This window comes from Paraburkholderia terrae (assembly GCF_002902925.1).
Lineage (GTDB): Bacteria > Pseudomonadota > Gammaproteobacteria > Burkholderiales > Burkholderiaceae > Paraburkholderia > Paraburkholderia terrae.
On the sequence record NZ_CP026111.1, the window covers coordinates 1,355,929 to 1,374,374 of the forward strand.

15 protein-coding genes, 5 tRNA genes and 1 pseudogene are annotated in these 18,446 nt (G+C 62.8%); 16 read left to right on the top strand and 5 right to left on the bottom strand.

What is annotated here, in order from left to right:
• Positions 1-74 precede the first annotated feature (74 nt).
• Complete coding sequence (fabI, locus tag C2L65_RS06060; protein ID WP_042307181.1) at positions 75-866, bottom strand: enoyl-ACP reductase FabI; 792 nt, start codon at positions 864-866, stop codon at positions 75-77.
• A 109-nt stretch (positions 867-975) separates the two neighbouring features.
• On the opposite strand from fabI, the gene C2L65_RS06065 reads away from it, so the two are divergent.
• The 5 genes from C2L65_RS06065 to C2L65_RS06085 all read left to right on the top strand — a co-directional run bounded on the left by C2L65_RS06065 (position 976) and on the right by C2L65_RS06085 (position 7,554).
• Complete coding sequence (locus C2L65_RS06065) at positions 976-2,910, top strand: extracellular solute-binding protein (protein WP_042307183.1); 1,935 nt, start codon at positions 976-978, stop codon at positions 2,908-2,910.
• 50 nt (positions 2,911-2,960) lie between these two features.
• Complete coding sequence (locus C2L65_RS06070) at positions 2,961-4,001, top strand: microcin C ABC transporter permease YejB (RefSeq protein ID WP_042307184.1); 1,041 nt, start codon at positions 2,961-2,963, stop codon at positions 3,999-4,001.
• Positions 3,955-5,106: an ABC transporter permease gene (locus tag C2L65_RS06075; RefSeq protein ID WP_397326899.1), complete on the top strand. Its 1,152-nt coding sequence runs from the start codon at positions 3,955-3,957 to the stop codon at positions 5,104-5,106. The genes C2L65_RS06070 and C2L65_RS06075 overlap by 47 nt, the downstream gene beginning before the upstream one ends.
• Positions 5,103-6,722 carry an ABC transporter ATP-binding protein gene (locus C2L65_RS06080; RefSeq protein ID WP_042307188.1) on the top strand — a complete coding sequence of 540 codons (1,620 nt, stop codon included), beginning with the start codon at positions 5,103-5,105 and terminating at the stop codon, positions 6,720-6,722. The genes C2L65_RS06075 and C2L65_RS06080 overlap by 4 nt, the downstream gene beginning before the upstream one ends.
• Before the next feature lie 160 nt (positions 6,723-6,882).
• Positions 6,883-7,554 (top strand): C40 family peptidase, encoded by a 672-nt coding sequence (locus tag C2L65_RS06085; protein ID WP_042307190.1) that lies wholly within the window; start codon positions 6,883-6,885, stop codon positions 7,552-7,554.
• A gap of 97 nt (positions 7,555-7,651) precedes the next feature.
• Here the strand turns inward: C2L65_RS06085 and C2L65_RS06090 are convergent, their stop codons facing one another.
• Positions 7,652-8,635, bottom strand: coding sequence for a patatin-like phospholipase family protein (locus tag C2L65_RS06090; RefSeq protein ID WP_233446477.1), 984 nt, complete (start codon positions 8,633-8,635; stop codon positions 7,652-7,654).
• A gap of 404 nt (positions 8,636-9,039) precedes the next feature.
• On the opposite strand from C2L65_RS06090, the gene gltX reads away from it, so the two are divergent.
• The 7 genes from gltX to C2L65_RS06130 all read left to right on the top strand — a co-directional run bounded on the left by gltX (position 9,040) and on the right by C2L65_RS06130 (position 11,947).
• Positions 9,040-10,449, top strand: a complete 1,410-nt coding sequence (gltX, locus tag C2L65_RS06100; protein WP_042307194.1) for a glutamate--tRNA ligase — start codon at positions 9,040-9,042, stop codon at positions 10,447-10,449.
• Between the two features lie 120 nt (positions 10,450-10,569).
• A tRNA-Ala gene (locus C2L65_RS06105) sits at positions 10,570-10,645 on the top strand.
• Between the two features lie 141 nt (positions 10,646-10,786).
• Positions 10,787-10,862, top strand: a tRNA-Glu gene (locus tag C2L65_RS06110).
• A gap of 76 nt (positions 10,863-10,938) precedes the next feature.
• A tRNA-Asp gene (locus C2L65_RS06115) sits at positions 10,939-11,015 on the top strand.
• A 66-nt stretch (positions 11,016-11,081) separates the two neighbouring features.
• Positions 11,082-11,157, top strand: a tRNA-Glu gene (locus C2L65_RS06120).
• A 77-nt stretch (positions 11,158-11,234) separates the two neighbouring features.
• Positions 11,235-11,311, top strand: a tRNA-Asp gene (locus C2L65_RS06125).
• A gap of 171 nt (positions 11,312-11,482) precedes the next feature.
• On the top strand, positions 11,483-11,947 hold the full coding sequence (locus C2L65_RS06130) for a GNAT family N-acetyltransferase (RefSeq protein ID WP_007580501.1): 465 nt from the start codon (positions 11,483-11,485) through the stop codon (positions 11,945-11,947).
• A 55-nt stretch (positions 11,948-12,002) separates the two neighbouring features.
• Here the strand turns inward: C2L65_RS06130 and C2L65_RS06135 are convergent, their stop codons facing one another.
• A complete protein-coding gene (locus tag C2L65_RS06135; RefSeq protein WP_042307253.1) occupies positions 12,003-12,842 on the bottom strand; it encodes an AraC family transcriptional regulator in 840 nt (279 codons plus the stop codon).
• A 217-nt stretch (positions 12,843-13,059) separates the two neighbouring features.
• Between C2L65_RS06135 and rraA the strand changes: the two are divergent.
• Positions 13,060-13,553: pseudogene (gene rraA, locus C2L65_RS06140) on the top strand (ribonuclease E activity regulator RraA).
• A 48-nt stretch (positions 13,554-13,601) separates the two neighbouring features.
• Positions 13,602-14,009 (top strand): gamma-glutamylcyclotransferase family protein, encoded by a 408-nt coding sequence (locus C2L65_RS06145; protein WP_042307255.1) that lies wholly within the window; start codon positions 13,602-13,604, stop codon positions 14,007-14,009.
• A gap of 105 nt (positions 14,010-14,114) precedes the next feature.
• On the opposite strand, the gene aceB is transcribed toward C2L65_RS06145, so the two are convergent.
• A complete protein-coding gene (aceB, locus tag C2L65_RS06150; RefSeq protein WP_042307196.1) occupies positions 14,115-15,707 on the bottom strand; it encodes a malate synthase A in 1,593 nt (530 codons plus the stop codon).
• Positions 15,708-15,780: 73 nt separating this feature from the next.
• Positions 15,781-16,572 (bottom strand): haloacid dehalogenase type II, encoded by a 792-nt coding sequence (locus C2L65_RS06155; protein ID WP_042307257.1) that lies wholly within the window; start codon positions 16,570-16,572, stop codon positions 15,781-15,783.
• Positions 16,573-16,721: 149 nt separating this feature from the next.
• On the opposite strand from C2L65_RS06155, the gene C2L65_RS06160 reads away from it, so the two are divergent.
• A complete protein-coding gene (locus C2L65_RS06160; RefSeq protein WP_007742223.1) occupies positions 16,722-17,624 on the top strand; it encodes a LysR family transcriptional regulator in 903 nt (300 codons plus the stop codon).
• A 253-nt stretch (positions 17,625-17,877) separates the two neighbouring features.
• Complete coding sequence (locus tag C2L65_RS06165; protein ID WP_007580518.1) at positions 17,878-18,312, top strand: universal stress protein; 435 nt, start codon at positions 17,878-17,880, stop codon at positions 18,310-18,312.
• Positions 18,313-18,446 lie beyond the last annotated feature (134 nt).

The window sequence follows — 18,446 nt, forward strand, 5'->3', positions numbered from 1 at the left end:
AAAAACCGCCCCTCGGGGCGGTTTTTTTCTGGTTGCACGCGCAACGACGCGCGCATTCGAGTAAGCGCGTGCGCTTACTCGGCGACGGCGGCCATCCCACCGACCACGGCGCTGAAGCCGCTATCGACATGCATGATCTCAGCCGTCACGCCGGAAGCGAGGTCCGACATCAGGAATGCCGCTGCATTGCCGACCTGTTCGATCGTGACATTGCGCTTGAGCGGCGCATTGCCTTCGACGAAATCCAGAATCTTGCCGAAGCCCTTGATGCCGCTTGCCGCGAGCGTCTTGATCGGGCCTGCCGAAATGCCGTTCACGCGAATGCCCTTGCCGCCCAGCGACACGGCGAGATAACGCACGCTCGCTTCGAGCGATGCCTTTGCCAGGCCCATCGTGTTGTAGTTCGGGATCGCTTTTTCGGCGCCGAGGTACGACAGCGTGAGCAGCGCTGCGTCGTTCGACAGCATCGGCAACGCGGCCTTCGCGAGAGCGGGGAAGCTGTAGGCGGAGATGTCGTGCGCAATGCGGAAATTTTCACGCGTCATGCCGTCGAGGAAGTCGCCGGCGATCGCTTCGCGCGGCGCGAAGCCGATCGAATGAACGAGGCCGTCGAGGCTGTCCCAATGTTCTTTCAGCGAAGTGAACAGTGCTTCGATCTGCGCATCGTCGGCGACGTCGCACGGGAAGATCAGATTGCTGCCGAATTCGCTCGCGAACTCGGTGATGCGATCCTTGAAGCGGTCGCCGACATACGTGAACGCGAGTTCTGCGCCTTCGCGCTTGCAGGCTTGCGCGATACCGTACGCGATCGAACGGTTCGACAGCAGGCCCGTCAGCAAGATTCGTTTACCAGCGAGGATGCCCATGGATTCTCCTAATGAGGTCAGTGCGCCGCGATGACAGAGTGCGGGAACGCGCGGGATTTTGGGTAGAATTCTCTCACATTGCAACTGCCCACCGACCAACAAGGCACCTATGACCGCAGGCACGCGACGGGTTGAAGCGCCGCGCCCGAGATGGCGCACTCTGATTCGTCCACTGTTGCGTCCGTTGTTGCGTGTGCGTTGCAAGGCGATGCCGCGCGCCGTAATCGCCGTGTGCGTCGGCTCGCTGATCGGCTTGTCGCCCATGACGGCGCAGCATGCACAGGCCGCGTATGCGATCGCGCAGTACGGCAATCCGAAGTATCCGCCCGACTTCAAGCACTTCGACTACGTCAATCCCGACGCGCCGCGCGGCGGTACGCTGGTGCTCGCGAATCCCGACCGCTCGACGAGCTTCGACAAGTTCAATCCGTTCACGATGCGCGGCAGCGCGGCGCCTGGTATCGGCCTGTTGTTCGAGAGCCTGACGACGGGCAGCGCCGACGAAGTCGCGTCCGCTTACGGCCTGCTTGCCGACGACATCGCCGTCGCGCCGGACGGCCTGTCCACAACTTTCCACATCAATCCGCTCGCGCATTTTTCGAACGGGGATCCCGTCACGGCCGAAGACGTGAAGTTTTCGTTCGATACCTTGAAGAGTCCGCAGGCCGCGCCGCAATTCGCCGCGTATTTCGCGGAGATCACGCGCGTCGTGATCGTCGATCCGGCGACGGTGCGTTTCGAATTCAAGCAGCACGATCGCGAGTTGCCGTTGCTCGCGGGTGGCATGCCTGTGTTCTCGCGCAAGTGGGGCATGAAACCGGACGGCAGCCGCACAGCGTTTGATCAGCTTGCGTTCGAAAAACCGCTCGGCAGCGGGCCGTATCTGATCGAGAGCTACGACAACGGGCGCACGATCACCTACAAGCGCGACCCGAAGTACTGGGGCGACAAGCTGCCCGTGCGCGTCGGCATGTATAACTTCGAGCGCATCAACTACAAGCTGTATTCGGATGGCACCGCGCGTCTCGAAGCGTTCAAGGCGGGCGAATACGATGCGCTCGTCGAGTACGTCGCGCGCAACTGGGTGCGCCGCGACGTGGGCAAGAAGTTCGACAGCGGCGAGCTGATCAAGCGCGAGTTTCCGCAACATAACGGCACGGGGATGCAGGGCTTCATCCTGAACCAGCGCCGGCCACTTTTCTCGGACGTGCGCGTGCGCAAGGCGCTCGATCTCGCGCTCGACTTCCAGTGGCTCAACCGGCAACTGTTCTACAGCCAGTACAAGCGGATCGACAGCTACTTCGTCAATACGGATCTGCAAGCCAAGGGCTTGCCGTCGCCGGGCGAACTGAAACTGCTCGAGCCATGGCGCGCACAACTCGAGCCCGGCGTGTTCGGCGTGCCGCCGAAGCAACCCGACACGGACCCGCCCGGTTCGCTGCGTGCGAATCTGCTCGAAGCGCGCGCGCTGCTCGCGCAGGCTGGCTGGACGTATCGCGATGGCGCGCTGCGCAACGCGAAGGGCGAGCCGTTCGCGTTCGAGATACTCGACGACTCGGGCTCGTCGGCTACGTTCGACCCGGTCTACGCCACCTATATCCGCAATCTGAAGAAGCTCGGTATCGATGCGCGTACGCGTACTGCGGACTTCGCGGTGTATCAGAAGCGACTCGACGCGTTCGACTTCGACGTCACCACAATCCGTTTTCCCGACGTGCAAGTGCCGGGCGCGGACATGATCGACCGGTTCGGCAGCAAGGCTGCGGGCGATCCGGGCTCGGGCAACCTGATCGGGCTGAAATCGCCCGCCGTCGATGCGATCCTGCGCGCGCTGGTCGGCGCGCAGACCCGCGAGCAACTCGTCGATGCCACTCACGCGCTCGATCGGGTGCTGGTTAACGGCTACTACATGGTCCCGCACTGGTACAGCGCGACGCATCGCGTGGCGTTCAAGCGCGGCATGGCGTGGCCGTCGACCTTGCCGCTGTACTATACGGCGGAAGGATGGATCACCTCGATGTGGTGGTTCGCCACGCCGCAATGAGCGCGCTGATCGCGTACCCCATCATGTACTTTTGATTCTGGACGGCCGCCATGTGGAGCTACATCCTCAAACGTCTGCTATTGATGATCCCTACGTTGATCGGCGTCCTCACGCTGACTTTCGTCGTGATCCAGTTCGTGCCAGGCGGACCCGTCGAGCAGGCGGTTCACGAACTGCGGCGCAGTACCGCCGAAGGCGGCACGCCGTTCGGGCTGCGCGCGCACAGCGGCGTCGATGCGCAGCAGATCGCGCAACTCAAGGCACTGTATGGCTTCGACAAACCGCCGCTCGAACGCTACTGGCTGATGCTCAAGCGCTTCTCTCACTTCGACCTTGGACAAAGTTATTTCCGGCATCAAAGCGTGTGGTCGCTGATCGTGTCGAAGCTGCCGGTGTCGATCAGCATCGGGCTGTGGACGTTCTTCCTCACGTATCTGATATCGGTGCCGCTCGGCATCGCGAAGGCGGTGCGCAACGGCTCGCGCTTCGACGTCGCGACGAGCCTCGTCGTGCTGATCGGCTACGCGATTCCTGGCTTTGTGCTCGGCGTGCTGCTGCTCGTGCTGTTCGGCGGCGGCTCGTTCCTGCAGCTGTTCCCGCTGCGCAATCTCACATCCGACAACTGGGACCAGTTGAGCTTCTTCGGCAAGATTCTCGATTACCTGTGGCACATCACGCTGCCGATCGTGGCCTCCGTGGTCGGCAGCTTCGCGGTCGTCACGATGCTCACCAAGAACGCCTTCCTCGACGAAATCCGCAAGCAGTACGTGCTGACCGCGCGCGCAAAAGGACTGTCCGAGCGGCGCGTGCTGTGGAAGCACGTGTTCCGCAATGCGCTGTTGCCGTTGATCGTCGGATTTCCGGCCGCGTTCATCGGCGCGTTTTTCACGGGCAGCCTGCTGATCGAAACGCTGTTCTCGCTCGACGGGCTCGGACTGCTGTCATATGAGTCGGTCGTGCGGCGCGATTATCCCGTCGTGCTCGGCACGCTCTATCTCTTCACATTGATCGGGCTCGCGACCAAGCTCGTCTCCGATCTCTGCTATGTGTGGGTCGATCCACGCATTCAATTCGAACAACTGGAGCGCTGATTTGAGCCGCGTTCGTACAGATGCCGAAGTGTCGCGCGCGCAGCCGGTGCGCGCGTTCGTGTCGCCGTCGCCCGCGCGCCGTGTGTGGCTGCGTTTCCGGCAGCAGCGGCTGGGCTACTGGAGCCTGATCGTGTTCGTCGTCGCGTTTGCGGCGAGCCTTGCCGCGCCGCTGTGGTCGAACGACAAGCCGGTCGTCGTGCGCTACGACGGCCACTATTATTTCCCGCTCGTGAAGGACTACGCGGAGACGACCTTCGGCGGCGACTTTCCGACGCCCGCCGATTACCTCGATCCGTACGTCAAGCAGCGCCTCGACGCGCCGGGCAACTTCGTGATCTATCCGCTGAACCGCTACTACTATGACACGCTCAACTATTTTTCGAAGCGACCGAATCCGGCGCCGCCTTCGCGCGACAACTGGCTAGGCACCGACGATCGTGGCCGCGACCTGTTCGCGCGTCTCGTGTACGGCTTTCGCGTGTCGGTGGAGTTCGCGCTGGTGCTGACTTTCATCGGCACCGTGCTTGGCGTGCTGGCGGGCGCCGTGCAGGGTTACTTCGGCGGCAAGACGGACATCTTCGGGCAGCGTCTGATCGAAATCTGGAGCGCGATGCCGGAGCTGTATCTGCTGATCATCTTTGCGTCGATCTTCGAGCCGGGCTTTATTCTGCTGATCGTGCTGTTGTCGCTGTTCGGCTGGATCGGCCTTGCCGACTACGTGCGCGCCGAGTTTCTGCGCAACCGGCAACAGGACTACGTGCGCGCCGCGCGGGCCATGGGGTTGTCGAACTGGCAGATCATCTGGCGACATGTGTTGCCCAATAGTCTGACGCCCGTCATCACGTTCCTGCCGTTCCGGATGAGCGGCGCAATTCTCGCGCTGACGAGCCTTGATTTTCTCGGCCTCGGCGTGCCGCCGCCGACGCCCAGCCTCGGTGAACTGCTCGCGCAAGGCAAGGCGAATCTCGACGCGTGGTGGATCTCCATGTGGACTTTCGGCGTGCTGGTCGTGACGCTGCTGCTGTTGACGTTCATGGGCGACGCGCTGCGCAACGCGCTCGACACGCGCATCTCCGACGCGATGAAGGCGGGAGGCAACCAGTGAGCGCAAACGCGACGAAACACGACGGGCCGCTGCTCGAACTCGATCATCTGCGCGTGACCTTCGGTGACACAGTGGCCGTCGACGATGTGTCACTCACGATCGGCCGCGGCGAGCGCGTCGCGCTGGTCGGCGAATCGGGCTCCGGCAAGAGCGTGACGGCGCTGTCGATCCTGCGTCTGTTGAACGACGCGCAGACGAGCGGCGTCGTGCGCTTCGACGGCGAAGATCTGCTCGCGAAGAGCGAGCGCGAAATGCGCGGGATGCGCGGCTCCGCTATCGCGATGATCTTTCAGGAGCCGATGACAGCGCTCAATCCGCTGTACACGATCGGCGACCAGATCGCGGAAACCATCGTGCTGCACGATGGCGTGAGTGCCAACGAAGCGCGCAAGCGCGCCGTTGCGCTGCTCGACCGCACGGGCATCACGGAGCCGGGCAAGCGCGTGAACAGTTATCCGCATCAGTTGTCGGGCGGCCAGCGACAGCGCGCAATGATCGCGATGGCGCTCGCGTGCCGTCCACGGCTGCTGCTCGCCGACGAGCCGACGACCGCACTCGACGTGACGATCCGCGCGCAGATCGTCGAGCTGCTGCTCGAACTGCAACGCGAGGAAGCCGAAAAGCGCGGCATGGCCGTGCTGCTGATCACGCACGATCTGAACCTCGTGCGGCACTTCGCGCAACGGGTCGCGGTGATGGAGAAGGGCGTGCTCGTCGAGAGCGGCCCCGTCGATACGCTGTTCGCGTCGCCACAGCATCCGTACACGCAGCGTCTGCTGCAAAGCCGTCCGGAGCGCGCCGTCGTGCCCGTGCTGCCGATCGCGCCCGTGCTGCTCGACGCGCGCGACGTCTGCGTCGATTTCAGGACGAAGTTGTCAGGCATGGCCGGCTGGTTCCGGTCGGGGCGCTTCCGTGCGGTCGACGACGCGACGGTGTCGGTGCGGCAGGGCGAAACGCTCGGCATTGTCGGCGAGTCGGGGTCGGGGAAATCGACACTCGCGATGGCCCTGCTCGGCCTGCAAAGAACCTCGCACGGCGCGATCGATTTTCAGGGCAGGGCGCTCCGCAGTTATCGCGGACGCGAGCAGACCACGCTGCGCTCGAACATGCAGGTCGTCTTTCAGGATCCTTTTAGTTCACTTTCACCTCGGCAGACGATCGAGCGGATCGTCGGCGAGGGGCTCGCGCTGCATCGGCCGCAACTGAATGCCGACGCACGGCGCGACAAGGTGATTGGCGTGCTGCGCGAAGTGGGGATCGACCGGACGGCGCTGCATCGCTACCCGCACGAATTCTCCGGCGGACAGCGGCAGCGCATCGCGATTGCGCGCGCGCTGGTGCTGGAACCGCGCATCCTGATTCTCGACGAACCGACCAGCGCGCTGGACGTCTCGATCCAGCAGCAGGTGCTGAAGCTGCTCGCGGGTTTGCAACGTAAATACAACCTGGGATTCGTGTTCATCAGCCACGATCTGGCCGTGATCGGCGCCATGGCGCATCGCGTTGCCGTCATGCAAAACGGGGCGATCGTGGAGACGGGCGAGGTCGAGCGGATCTTTGCAGAACCGACCCATCCTTACACACGTAAGCTGTTGAAAGCGGCCTTGACGACTTGACATTCACCAATTGGGTGCGGCGAGTCATTGTTTTTTTCTATTTGTTTTGACATTGGAATACTTACTGGCTAGTATCGACCAAACTTTTTTCCTAGCCTGTTGATTTTCAGGCAAAAACTACCGCCGCACCCAGCCCTAACCAAAACCAACCACCAGACCAATGCAGCACCAAAACCTAACCCAGGCTTGCACGCGCGTCGTCGCCGGGATGTTCATTGGCGTACTGATGGCCGCAGCTCCCGGCGCTTTCGCCGATGAAGTAAGCAGCTTTAACCAGAATGCCTCATTCTCGACCTCTTCCGGGTCGAGTTCAGTGTCCTCCACCACACAAAGCACGCAAAGCGCTGCCTCGAATTCCGAGAGCGGCGCTCGTTCGTTTTTGTCCGGCATGGCCGGCAAGGCGGGTGATGTGGTGGTCGGCGCCCTCAACATGATCGGCGTGCGTTACCGCTGGGGCGGCGATACGCCGGATTCCGGCCTCGATTGCAGCGGGTTCGTGCGTTACGTGTTCCAGGACACGCTGGGCATGGCACTGCCGCGCCGCGCGGAAGAAATGAGCCGTGTCGGCGAGAAGGTTCGGGTTTCCGACCTGAAGCCGGGCGACCTCGTGTTCTTCAACACGATGCGCCGTACGTTCTCGCACGTCGGCATCTACATCGGCGACAACAAGTTCGTGCATTCGCCTTCTACGGGCAGCACGATCCGCGTCGACGACATGGATGACGGTTATTGGGAAAAGCGCTTCACGGGCGCGCGTCGTATCGAATCGACGGTGCCGCAGCAGCAGGAGCTGCGCCAGCGCGTGAGCGCGACGATCGGTGGCAACAATTAAGACGATCGTTGGTTGACTGGTTTCAAACGAAAGGCCCGCTTCATCTGAAGCGGGCCTTTTGCTTTGCTGCGTCCGTTTTCGCGTATGACGCCGCCGGTCAGGCCGTTGCGCGCGCCGCCGCCAGTTTGCGCAGCAGTTCGGGCGCGATGCGCGCGGCGGCTTCTTCGCCCGCCAGAATCGCCGCATTGCGTTGTCCGAAGTCGGTGCCGCTCATCGCGTTCAGATTCGGACGGATCACGACATCGGCGTATTTGTCGAGTTCGTATGCCTTGATTGTCTGACCCATGATCGTGAACGTCTGCATCAGTACGTCGAAGGAGCTTTCGGTAAGCGCTGTTTCGGGCCGCGCGGAAATATCGACGGCGATCACGAAGTCCGCGCCCATCTTGCGCGCGAACGACGCGGGCACCGGGCTGACGAGGCCGCCGTCGACGTATTCATGTCCGCCGATCTTCACCGGCTCGAACACCGACGGCACGCTCGACGACGCGCGCACCGCGATGCCCGTGTTGCCGCGCTGGAAAAGAATCGGCTGGCCCGTTTTCAGATCCGTTGCGACGACGCCGAGCGGCTTCGCCATTTTCTCGATCGGGCGATTGTCGAGCGTCTTGTTCAGGTAGTTCTGGAGCGCTACGCCTTGCAGAAGGCCGCGCGTGCGAAACGGCATCGCCCAGTCGCTGATCGACGCTTCGTCCATCGTCAGCGCGAGCTTGTTGAGCGCGAAACCGTTCAGGCCCGAAGCATACAGCGCCCCGACCACCGACCCGGCGCTGGTCCCGCACACCAGATCGATCTGGATGTTGCGCGCCTCCAGTGCCTTGATCACGCCGATATGCGCAAAGCCGCGCGCGGCGCCGCCGCCGAGCGCGAGCCCGATGCGCAGCGGCCGTTCTGGCTTGACGGTTGGCGTCGGCGGGTTGGACGCGGTGTTGGGCGTTGGCGTGACAGTGTCGGGCTTGCTGCCCGTCGACGCGCAGGCGGAGAGAACAGCGGAGGCCGCGGCAATCGAGAACGTGCGGCGGGACAAGCGTGGCGATGACGGTTTCAACGAATTCTCCAGCGACGGGGCGCCGACGTCCATGCGAAAGTGTCGTGCCGCGTGTCATGCAAAAGCGATCGCTGGCGGCGATCCTCGCGCGCTGCACGGAGCCTGTCGGGAGCCGGACGGCAGCGCGCGCACATCATAATGCAAAGCGGGCGCGCGGCGACAATCGGTTGAGGAAACCGTCTACACGTCTAGTTGTCGGTGTCGGGTACTGACGACGTCCGTTGTCCGATGTTTCGGCCTATGCCTTCCGACGCGCTGCCGGACGCGCCTGCAAACCCATGTTGTCAGTATTCGACGGGTATAATTCGTCTCTCTTTTTCAATCGCGTTCGCGCCGTCGGCAGGCGTTGTCACCGTCGCCGGGCGCGATCCGTTTCCGTTGCCGCGCCTGGCTTCGATGTTCGCCGGGCGCAGGCGTCTGCCGCCGAGTTACCGCACATGACCACTCCCGTTCGCACCCGCTTCGCACCGAGCCCCACCGGCTTCATTCACCTCGGCAACATTCGCTCTGCGCTGTATCCGTGGGCGTTTGCGCGCAAAACGAAGGGCGTGTTCGTGCTGCGTATCGAGGACACCGACGTCGAGCGCTCGACCGAGCAATCCGTCGACGCGATTCTCGAAGGCATGCAATGGCTCGGCCTCGATTACGACGAAGGTCCGTTCTACCAGATGCAGCGCATGGACCGTTATCGCGAAGTGCTGCAGCAGATGCAGGAGCAGGGGCTCGTGTATCCGTGCTACATGTCGACGGAAGAACTCGACGCGTTGCGCGAGCGCCAGCGCGCCGCCGGCGAAAAGCCGCGCTATGACGGCACGTGGCGCCCCGAGCCGGGCAAGGTGCTGCCGACGCCGCCCGCCGGCGTGGAACCCGTGCTGCGTTTCCGGAATCCGCTGATGGGCGTGGTCGCGTGGGACGATGCCGTGAAGGGCCGCGTCGAAATTTCGAACGAAGAACTCGACGATCTCGTGATTGCGCGCCCGGATGGCACGCCGACCTATAACTTCTGCGTGGTCGTCGACGATCTCGACATGAAGATCACGCACGTGATTCGCGGCGACGACCACGTCAACAACACGCCGCGTCAGATCAATATCCTGCGCGCGCTCGGCGCCGAGCCGCCCGTCTACGCCCACCTGCCTACCGTGCTGAACGAGCAGGGCGAGAAGATGAGCAAGCGGCACGGCGCGATGAGCGTGATGGGCTACCGCGACGCCGGCTATCTGCCAGAAGCCGTGCTGAACTATCTCGCGCGTCTGGGCTGGTCGCATGGCGATGCGGAGATTTTCTCGCGTGAGCAACTGATCGAATGGTTCGATCTCGATCACCTGGGCAAGTCGCCGGCGCAGTACGACCACAACAAGCTCAACTGGCTGAACAACCACTACATCAAGGAAGCCGACAACGCGCGTCTCGCCGATCTGAGCAAGCCGTTCTTCGCGGCGCTCGGCATCGACGAAGCGACGCTCGCGAAGGGCGCGGATCTGGCGGGCGTGATCGGGCTGATGAAGGATCGCGCGTCGACGGTGAAGGAGATCGTGGACAACGCCGCAATGTTCTATCGCGAACCGAATCCGGATGCCGATGCGCTCGCGCAGCATGTGACGGACGTCGTGCGTCCGGCGCTCGCCGATCTCGCCGCGGCATTGAAGACCTGTGAGTGGACGAAGGAGGGCATCGCCGCCGCGTTGAAGGCGACGCTCGGCACGCACAAGCTGAAGATGCCGCAACTCGCGATGCCCGTGCGTTTGCTGGTGGCGGGCACGACGCATACGCCGTCCATCGATAGCGTGCTGATGCTGTTCGGTCGTGACGTGGCCGTGAGCCGCATCGAAAAGGCGCTTGCCTGAGCAGGCGAAGCGAGGTCGCCCGGCATCGTTGTGCGGCCTCGCAAAAAAATTGTAGAAAGCGACTTAAGAGGTATTTACAAAGCGAAAATTGCTCACTACAATCTCGCTTCTGTTCTGCAAGGGGGTATAGCTCAGCTGGGAGAGCGCTTGCATGGCATGCAAGAGGTCAGCGGTTCGATCCCGCTTACCTCCACCATCAGAGCAGAGTGAAGTCTTCCGGTTAGCTGGAAGTTGTAGAAAAAAGACTTCACAAACGGTAGTAAAGCAGTTAGAATAGCGGTCTTCGCTGCTGATGAATGAAGTTAGCAGCAAGAACGAGACAGATCTGAAAGATTATGTCCCCTTCGTCTAGAGGCCTAGGACATCACCCTTTCACGGTGAGTACAGGGGTTCGAATCCCCTAGGGGACGCCAAATACTGGCGTTGCTTGAGATTCAAGTAATGCGCTTGCGAGAAATAACCGACGCTCGCAAGTCAGGTAGCAAGACTGGAGTGGTAGTTCAGTCGGTTAGAATACCGGCCTGTCACGCCGGGGGTCGCGGGTTCGAGTCCCGTCCACTCCGCCAGATTAAGCCCGTTCGGTGAGCGGGCTTTTTCATTAAAGGTGTAAGCAGTAGCATGTGAAGTACGTTGTCCCCTTCGTCTAGAGGCCTAGGACATCACCCTTTCACGGTGAGTACAGGGGTTCGAATCCCCTAGGGGACGCCAGAATACTGGCGTTACTTGAAGTTCAGGTAATGCGCTTGCGAGAAATAGCTGACGCTCGCAAGTCAGGTAGCAAGATTGGAGCGGTAGTTCAGTTGGTTAGAATACCGGCCTGTCACGCCGGGGGTCGCGGGTTCGAGTCCCGTCCGCTCCGCCAGAAATGAGAAGCCCGCTGAGTTGTCAGCGGGCTTTTTGTTTTTGCGCTTACCATTCGACTCAGTCCGCAACGCATCCAGGGGCCGCTTGCTTCACTGTGGGGCAAACAGCCATTGCCAGCGCGGTCCGCGTGTCTTAACGTTGAGCGGACCGACTCTTTCGTCCTTGCACGATGCTCGACCCGACTGACGATCCATCTCCCTTCCATTTGCGCAAGGCCAGCATGGACGACTTCTCGTTCGCCGAGGCGCTGACGCGCAGCAACATGGGCGGCTACTACCGCCGGCACCATCTCGTGTGGCGCAGCGACCTGTTTCTCGCGAGCTGGCGCGAGTCGGAAAATTTCATTCTCGAAGCGGACGGCGAACGGATCGGCGTGTTGCGCATCACCGAAGAAGGCGACTCGCTGCATATCCGCGACGTGCAGATCGCCGAGGGACATCGGCGGCGCGGCGCGGGCACGTATCTGCTCAATACGTCGCACCGTTGGGCGCGGGCGCGCGGTCTCTCCGAACTGCAGCTGCGCGTATTCGTCGACAATCCTGCGGCACGTCTCTATCAACGGATGGGCTACAGGCTCTCCGGCCCGCGACTCGCACAGCTCGGTTCGATCCGGCATATGGCCCGGCGCGTCTGAGGACGTTGCGGGCGCATCGACTGCGTGTTCCCGTTCGTGGCGGCAGCCCGTTTCATCAACTCTGATCGTCCTGATCGTCGTCTTCGTCCCGGTCCCGTTCGTCGCGCCTATGCTCCGGGCCCCGCACCATGAATGCCCGCGGACTTTCGCCGAACGCGCGCCGGAACATCGCGGAAAACGCACTCTGACTCTGATAGCCCAGCTCCCGCGCGACATGCGACAGCGGCCGCCCCTGACTGAGTAATGGAATCGCGCGGGCCAGCACGGCTTGCTGACGCCATTGCGAAAAGCTCACCCCAAGCTCCTGACGAAAAAGCCGCGCGATCGTGCGCGTGCTCGCACCAACCGTCGACGCCCATCGCTCCAGTGAATCCGTATTCGCGGGATCGGCCAGCACCGCCTCGCACAAGGCACGCAGACGTTTTTCCGTCGGCATCGGCACGGACAGCGGCAAAGGCTGCGACCGGGTGATTTCGTCGAGTGCGAGCGAGCCGAGCAGGCGTTCGCGGTCAGGCGGCAAACCGGGCGTGTCCAGCGAGGCAATAACCTCGCGCAGCAGCCCCGACACTTCGACGACCCGGCACGCATCCAGTCCCGGCGGCACGACCGTCTCGTTGACGTAGAGCGTTCGCAGAAACGCTTCTTCGACGATGGTCACTTCATGCAGCACATACGGTGGCACCCAGATTGCGCGCGACGGCGGCACCATCCACGTCGTGCCGAACGTGCCCACCCGCAGTACGCCGCGCGACGCATACGCGACTTGCGCCCACGCGTGCGTGTGCCGCGCGATGCGTACTCCAGCGGGCATCGGCCGCGAGCGCACGCGGATGGGATGCGTCGGCGTGGGCGCGAACTCCGGCGGAATGTCGGCGAAATCGACGCGCGTCGACATTTCGGCAGACGCTTTCGATGCGGACGGCGTCGAGCGGGTCGTTGAACGGGCAGCTTCAGTCATGGCGTAACGGAGTGGGCGGCAGCGAATCTGCCGCATGACGCTTGTCATTGTAGGGTCGCGCAGGTCATCCGAACATTGGCCGAATGGACGATGCGACATCGAAGAAATGGCGCGGCATAATGCACCGGATTCCTTTCGCCGACGGGAGAAGCTCATGAACTTTGCCACAGCCGACTTGTGCGACGCGCATGAAGATCAGCTCGCCGCCGGTACGTTGCGCGTGCTCGAACCCGTATTCAGCCGTTTCGGCCGCGCATCATGTTTTGGCGGCGAGGCTGTCACGCTCAAGGTGTTCGAAGACAACACGCTGGTGCGCGCGACGCTCGAAGAAAAAGGGGCGGGCCGTGTACTGGTGATCGACGGAGGCGGCAGTCTGCGTTGCGCGCTGGTCGGCGGCAATCTGAGCAAGCTTGGTGAGAAAAATGGCTGGGCGGGCATCGTCGTGTTCGGTTGCGTGCGCGACGTGCTGGAACTGAACGAATGCAACATTGGTATCGTCGCGCTCGCGACCCATCCGCAGCGCAGCGAGAAGCGCGGCGGCGGAGAGCGCGATGTGCCCGTGCGTCTGCCCGGCTCGGCTGTGCGGCCGGGCGAATGGTGTATGCGGATAGCGACGGCGTGCTGGTGGCGAGCGCGCCGCTCCTGTAAAGCCTCAAGTGATGAATGGATGTTGTCTGGACGGAGGGTAGTGAACTGATGCAGAACGTTTTTGTATATGGCACCTTGCGTGCCGGTGAGATCAATGACATCGGCGCCGCGGCGGCGCGCAACGATATCGCTTCGCCGACGCTGGTCGGTGCGGCCACCTTGCGTGGCCGTCTGTTCGATTTCGGCGCCTACCCGGGCCTGGTGCCCGACGCCGCCGGCGTTCACGTGCGCGGCGACGTCTACGCGATCGACGACGAGCTCGTCGCCGTGCTCGATGAGATCGAGCAGGTGTATCCGGGCATCGAGGGTCTGTTCATGCCGCGTGAAGTGACCGTCGATGTCGAAGGCACACCCGTGAAGTGCCGTTACTATCCCGTGCAGCGGGACGCTGTCAAAGGGCTGCCCGAGATACGCAGTGGCGATTGGGTCGAGCACCGGCGTTCGAACGGGCGCTGAGGGCAGCCCCGCAATCGGCAAAACGCAGTCGGTAAAAGAATGGCCCAGCAGGCATGACGCCCGCCAGGCCATCCCGGTCGGTCAACCATCGAGCAATTGCGTTGCTCAGAGTTCTTCGTAAAGCGGCAGCGTAAGGAACTCGGTGAAATTCTCCGACGTCGACATGTCGCTGAAGATGTGTGCGGCGCGATCGTACGGCTGCGTATCGCCGGTAATCGCGGCCTTCACTTTGTCGAGTTCCTGCGCCGTCAGGTCGCGCACGAGTTCGGCCGTCACCTTGCGGCCGTCGTCGAGTTTGCCCTTCGGCGAGCGGATCCACTGCCACACCTGCGAGCGCGAGATTTCTGCAGTCGCCGCGTCTTCCATCAGGTTATGAATCGGGACGCAGCCGTTGCCCGCGAGCCACGAGCCGAGGTAGTGAATGCCGACGTTGATGTTGTTGCGCAATCCTGCCTCAGTGATGGGCGCTTCCGGACGGAAATCGAGCAGATCCTTGTCTGTCACCTGCACGTCGACGCGTTGCTTGCCGATCTGGTTCGGCTTGTCGCCGAGCACCTTCACGAACTCTTCCATCGCGATGGGCACGAGTCCCGGGTGTGCAACCCAGCCACCGTCGTAGCCGTCCGTCGCATCGCGCGCCTTGTCCGAGCGCACGCCGGCCATCGCCTTGTCGTTCGCGGCCGCATCGCTCTTGATCGGGATCAGCGCGCTCATGCCGCCGATGGCAGGCGCATTTCGGCGGTGGCACGTCTTCAGCAGTTGCAGCGCGTACGCGCGCATGAACGGCACGGTCATCGTGATCTGCGAACGGTCGGCCAGGCAGAAGTCCTTGTCGTTCTTGAACTTCTTGATCGCCGAGAAGATGTAGTCCCAACGTCCGGCGTTCAGCCCTGAGCTGTGTTCGCGCAGTTCGTACAGGATCTCATCCATTTCGAACGCAGCCAGGATCGTTTCGATCAGCACGGTCGCGCGAATCGTGCCGCGCGGCACACCCACGGCTTCCTGCGCGGCGACGAAGATGTCGTTCCACAGACGCGCTTCGAGATGGCTCTCCAGCTTCGGCAGATAGAAGTAGGGCGCCGTGCCGCGCGACAGTTGCTCCTTCGCGTTGTGATGCAGGAACAGCGCGAAGTCGAAGATACCGCCCGACACGCGCTGGCCGTCGACGCTCACATGCTTCTCGTCGAGATGCCAGCCGCGTGGACGCACGATCAGCGTCGCGATTTTGTCGTTCAGCGTGTACGACTTGCCGTTCTGCTCAAGCGAAATCGTGCGCCGCACCGCTTCCTTCAGGTTGATATGCCCGGTGATCTGGTTGTCCCAGCTCGGCGCATTCGAATCCTCGAAGTCGGTCATGTACGAGTCCGCGCCCGAGTTCAGCGCGTTGATGATCATCTTGCGATCGACGGGACCCGTGATCTCGACGCGGCGGCGTTGCAGATCCTGCGGCAGCGGGGCGATTGTCCAGTCGCCTTCGCGGATGCTCTTCGTCTCGGCGAGGAAGTCAGGGCGCTCGCCCGCGTCGAGGCGCTGCGCACGCTCGACGCGCGCCTTCAGCAGTTGCTGGCGACGCGGCTCGAACGTCCGGTGCAGGCTGGCGACGAGTTCGAGCGCTTGAGGCGTCAGAATCGCTTCGAAGCCGGGCTTGATGTCGCCGGTGATGGTCATGCCCTGCGGGAGCGACAACGTGTTCGCCATGATTTCTCCTTGGTCGGTCAGTTTCAAAAATGCGTGGTGATGCCACTGCGTTGCTTCACGGGGTTCGCTGCCGTCATGCGCCAGGGCTGTGGCGCGTGCGGCTGCTGCTTGTCTCCCGCTTCGCTGGTTTTCCGGACGACGTCTGGTGTTCGATAAACGTCATCAAATCGCTCATGCTCCTGCCTGTGCCGTGCGGCGTGACGCCGAGTTCTTCGGCGGGAGCGCCCAGGCGGTTGAGCCAGAACACGGTGTAGCCGAACCAGTTCGCGCCGCTCGCGTCCCAGCCGTTCGACGACACGAACACGATCTCGCGCGCAGCCGCGCCGAACGCCTGCGTGCCGAGCGCATAGGTCGCGGGTGCCGGTTTGAACGCGCGCACGGCGTCCACCGACAGCACGTGATCGAACAGTCCGGACATGCCCGCGCTCTTCACCGCGATGTCGAGCATCTGCGGATTGCCGTTCGACAGGATCGCGAGACCAATCGGCTCGTGGCGTCCCGCTGTACGCACGTCGCGCAATTGGCGCAACGCGGGTAGCACGTCGGGAAACGCGGACAGGCATGCGTATTCGTCCATCAGTCGTTTTTCGCCGGCCGCATTCAACGCGAGGCCGAGCTTGCGCGCGGAGAAGCGCAGCGCGTCGAGCGTGATGTTCCAGAACGGCTCGTAGCGCGCACCGGCGGGATCGGAGGCCGTGCGCAGCTGCGTGTATTCGATCTGTTTTTGCCGCCACAACTGCGAAAGCGCATCGCCGTGGCCTGGAAACATCTGCTCCGCGGCAGCGACGACGGAATGCACGTCGAACAGCGTGCCGTATGCGTCGAAAATCACTGCCTTGGGGAAGAGTGTCGTTGTGGCCGACATTGCCGTGCGCTCCATCAGAGGTCAGGATCGATTCTATTCGTGACGGCTTGTGCTAAAAAAGACTCTAAAGATCACTTGATCTTTTACTTTCATCAACCTAATCTGACGCGACCTCTTATTCGTGCGCGATCGACGCGCCACTATCCGCCGTGGACCGCTTCAAACAGATCGAGACTTTCGTGACCGTCGCGGCGCGCGGCAGCCTGTCGGCGGCGGCGCAGTCCGAAGGCGTTGCGCCCGCGATCATCGGGCGCCGCATCGACGCGCTCGAGGAGCGGCTCGGCGTCAAGCTGCTCGTGCGCACCACGCGCCGCATCACGCTGACCTACGAAGGCTCGGCGTTTCTGGAAGACTGTCAGCGCATCATTCACGACATGCAGAATGCCGAGGCGAGTGTGTCAGCGGGCGGCGTGAAGGCGAGCGGCCATCTGCGCTTGTCGGCGCCCGCAGGATTTGGGCGGCGGCACGTCGCGCCGCTGGTACCCGCGTTCACCGTCGCGCATCCCGACGTATCGATCTCTCTCGATCTGTCCGATCGCATGGTCGATCTCGTCAACGAAGGCTTCGACTGCGCGATACGGCTTGGTGAATTGCCTGATTCGTCGCTGGTCTCGTTGAGACTCGGTGAGAACAAGCGCGTATGCGTCGCATCGCCGACTTACCTTGCGCACCGCCCGGCACCGCAGACGCTCGCCGATCTCGCGCATCACAACTGTCTCGCGCTCGGCGCAAGCGCGAACCAGCAGCGCGGCTGGGTGTTCCAGCAGGGCGACAAGGTCGTCACGATCAAGGTGTCGGGCACGATGGAATGCTCGGACGGCGCGGTGCTCCACGAATGGTGTCTGGAAGGCTATGGGCTCGCGTGGCGCTCGTGGTGGGAAGTCGGCATGGATATCGCGGCGGGGCGCCTCGTCAGCGTGCTCGACGATTTCGCCGCGCCGCCCATCGGCATTCACGCGGTGTTTCCGCAGCGGCGGCATCTGCCGTTGCGCGTGCGTCTTTTCCTCGATTTCCTCAAGCACACGTACGGCAATCCCGCGTATTGGGGCTGAGCGCGGCGCGCGCCGTGCTGCGAAGCCCGGATCGCGCGCGGGTTTCCGATATGCGGACATGCCCGCACGCGCCGCTTGCACGACTTTTCGGCGCACTACAATCGTTCTGACAGCCCGCCGCGCGGCATCGCAACCGCTGCGGCGCAGGCGGTTGCACGCGCATGCTGGCATTCGCGCTCCTGCTCGCCAGGTTGCGAGGCCGCGAATGGCATGAGCGCGCATTCCACACCTGCAGTCGACGACGGAGGGCACCATGTTCAAGCACATCCTCGTTCCGACGGATGGTTCGGACCTGTCGAAGAAGGCGATCGACGGCGCGATCGATCTCGCCCAGGCCGTCGGCGCGCGCGTGACTGCGTACGCGTGCCTGCCGCAATATCCGTACTCGCCGTTTTCCGAAGTCGTGATCGAGCCGCCCGTGGATTTTCAGGACCGCAGCGAGCGCGAGGCGCGCCAGCATCTGCAGGAAGTCGAGGAGGCCGCGCGCGGCGCGGGTGTCGAATGCACGAGCCAGACGAGTGTGCATCCGTCGCCGTATCTGGGCATCATCGAAGCGGCCGAGTCGGGCGGCTGTGACGTGATTTTCATGGCGTCGCATGGGCGGCGCGGACTCGGCAGTCTGCTGATCGGCAGCGAGACGCAGCGCGTGCTCACACATACGAAAATTCCGGTGATCGTCTATCGGTGATAGGCGTCTTCGGCCGCATTCTTTGCGGATGCCGGGTCTTCGTCCTGAGTGGCTAAAAAAACGCGCGCCAGCGGATAGCCGGCGCGCGATTTGTGACAGCAGCAGCCCGATGTGGCTTGCCGTCGAGTGTGTCT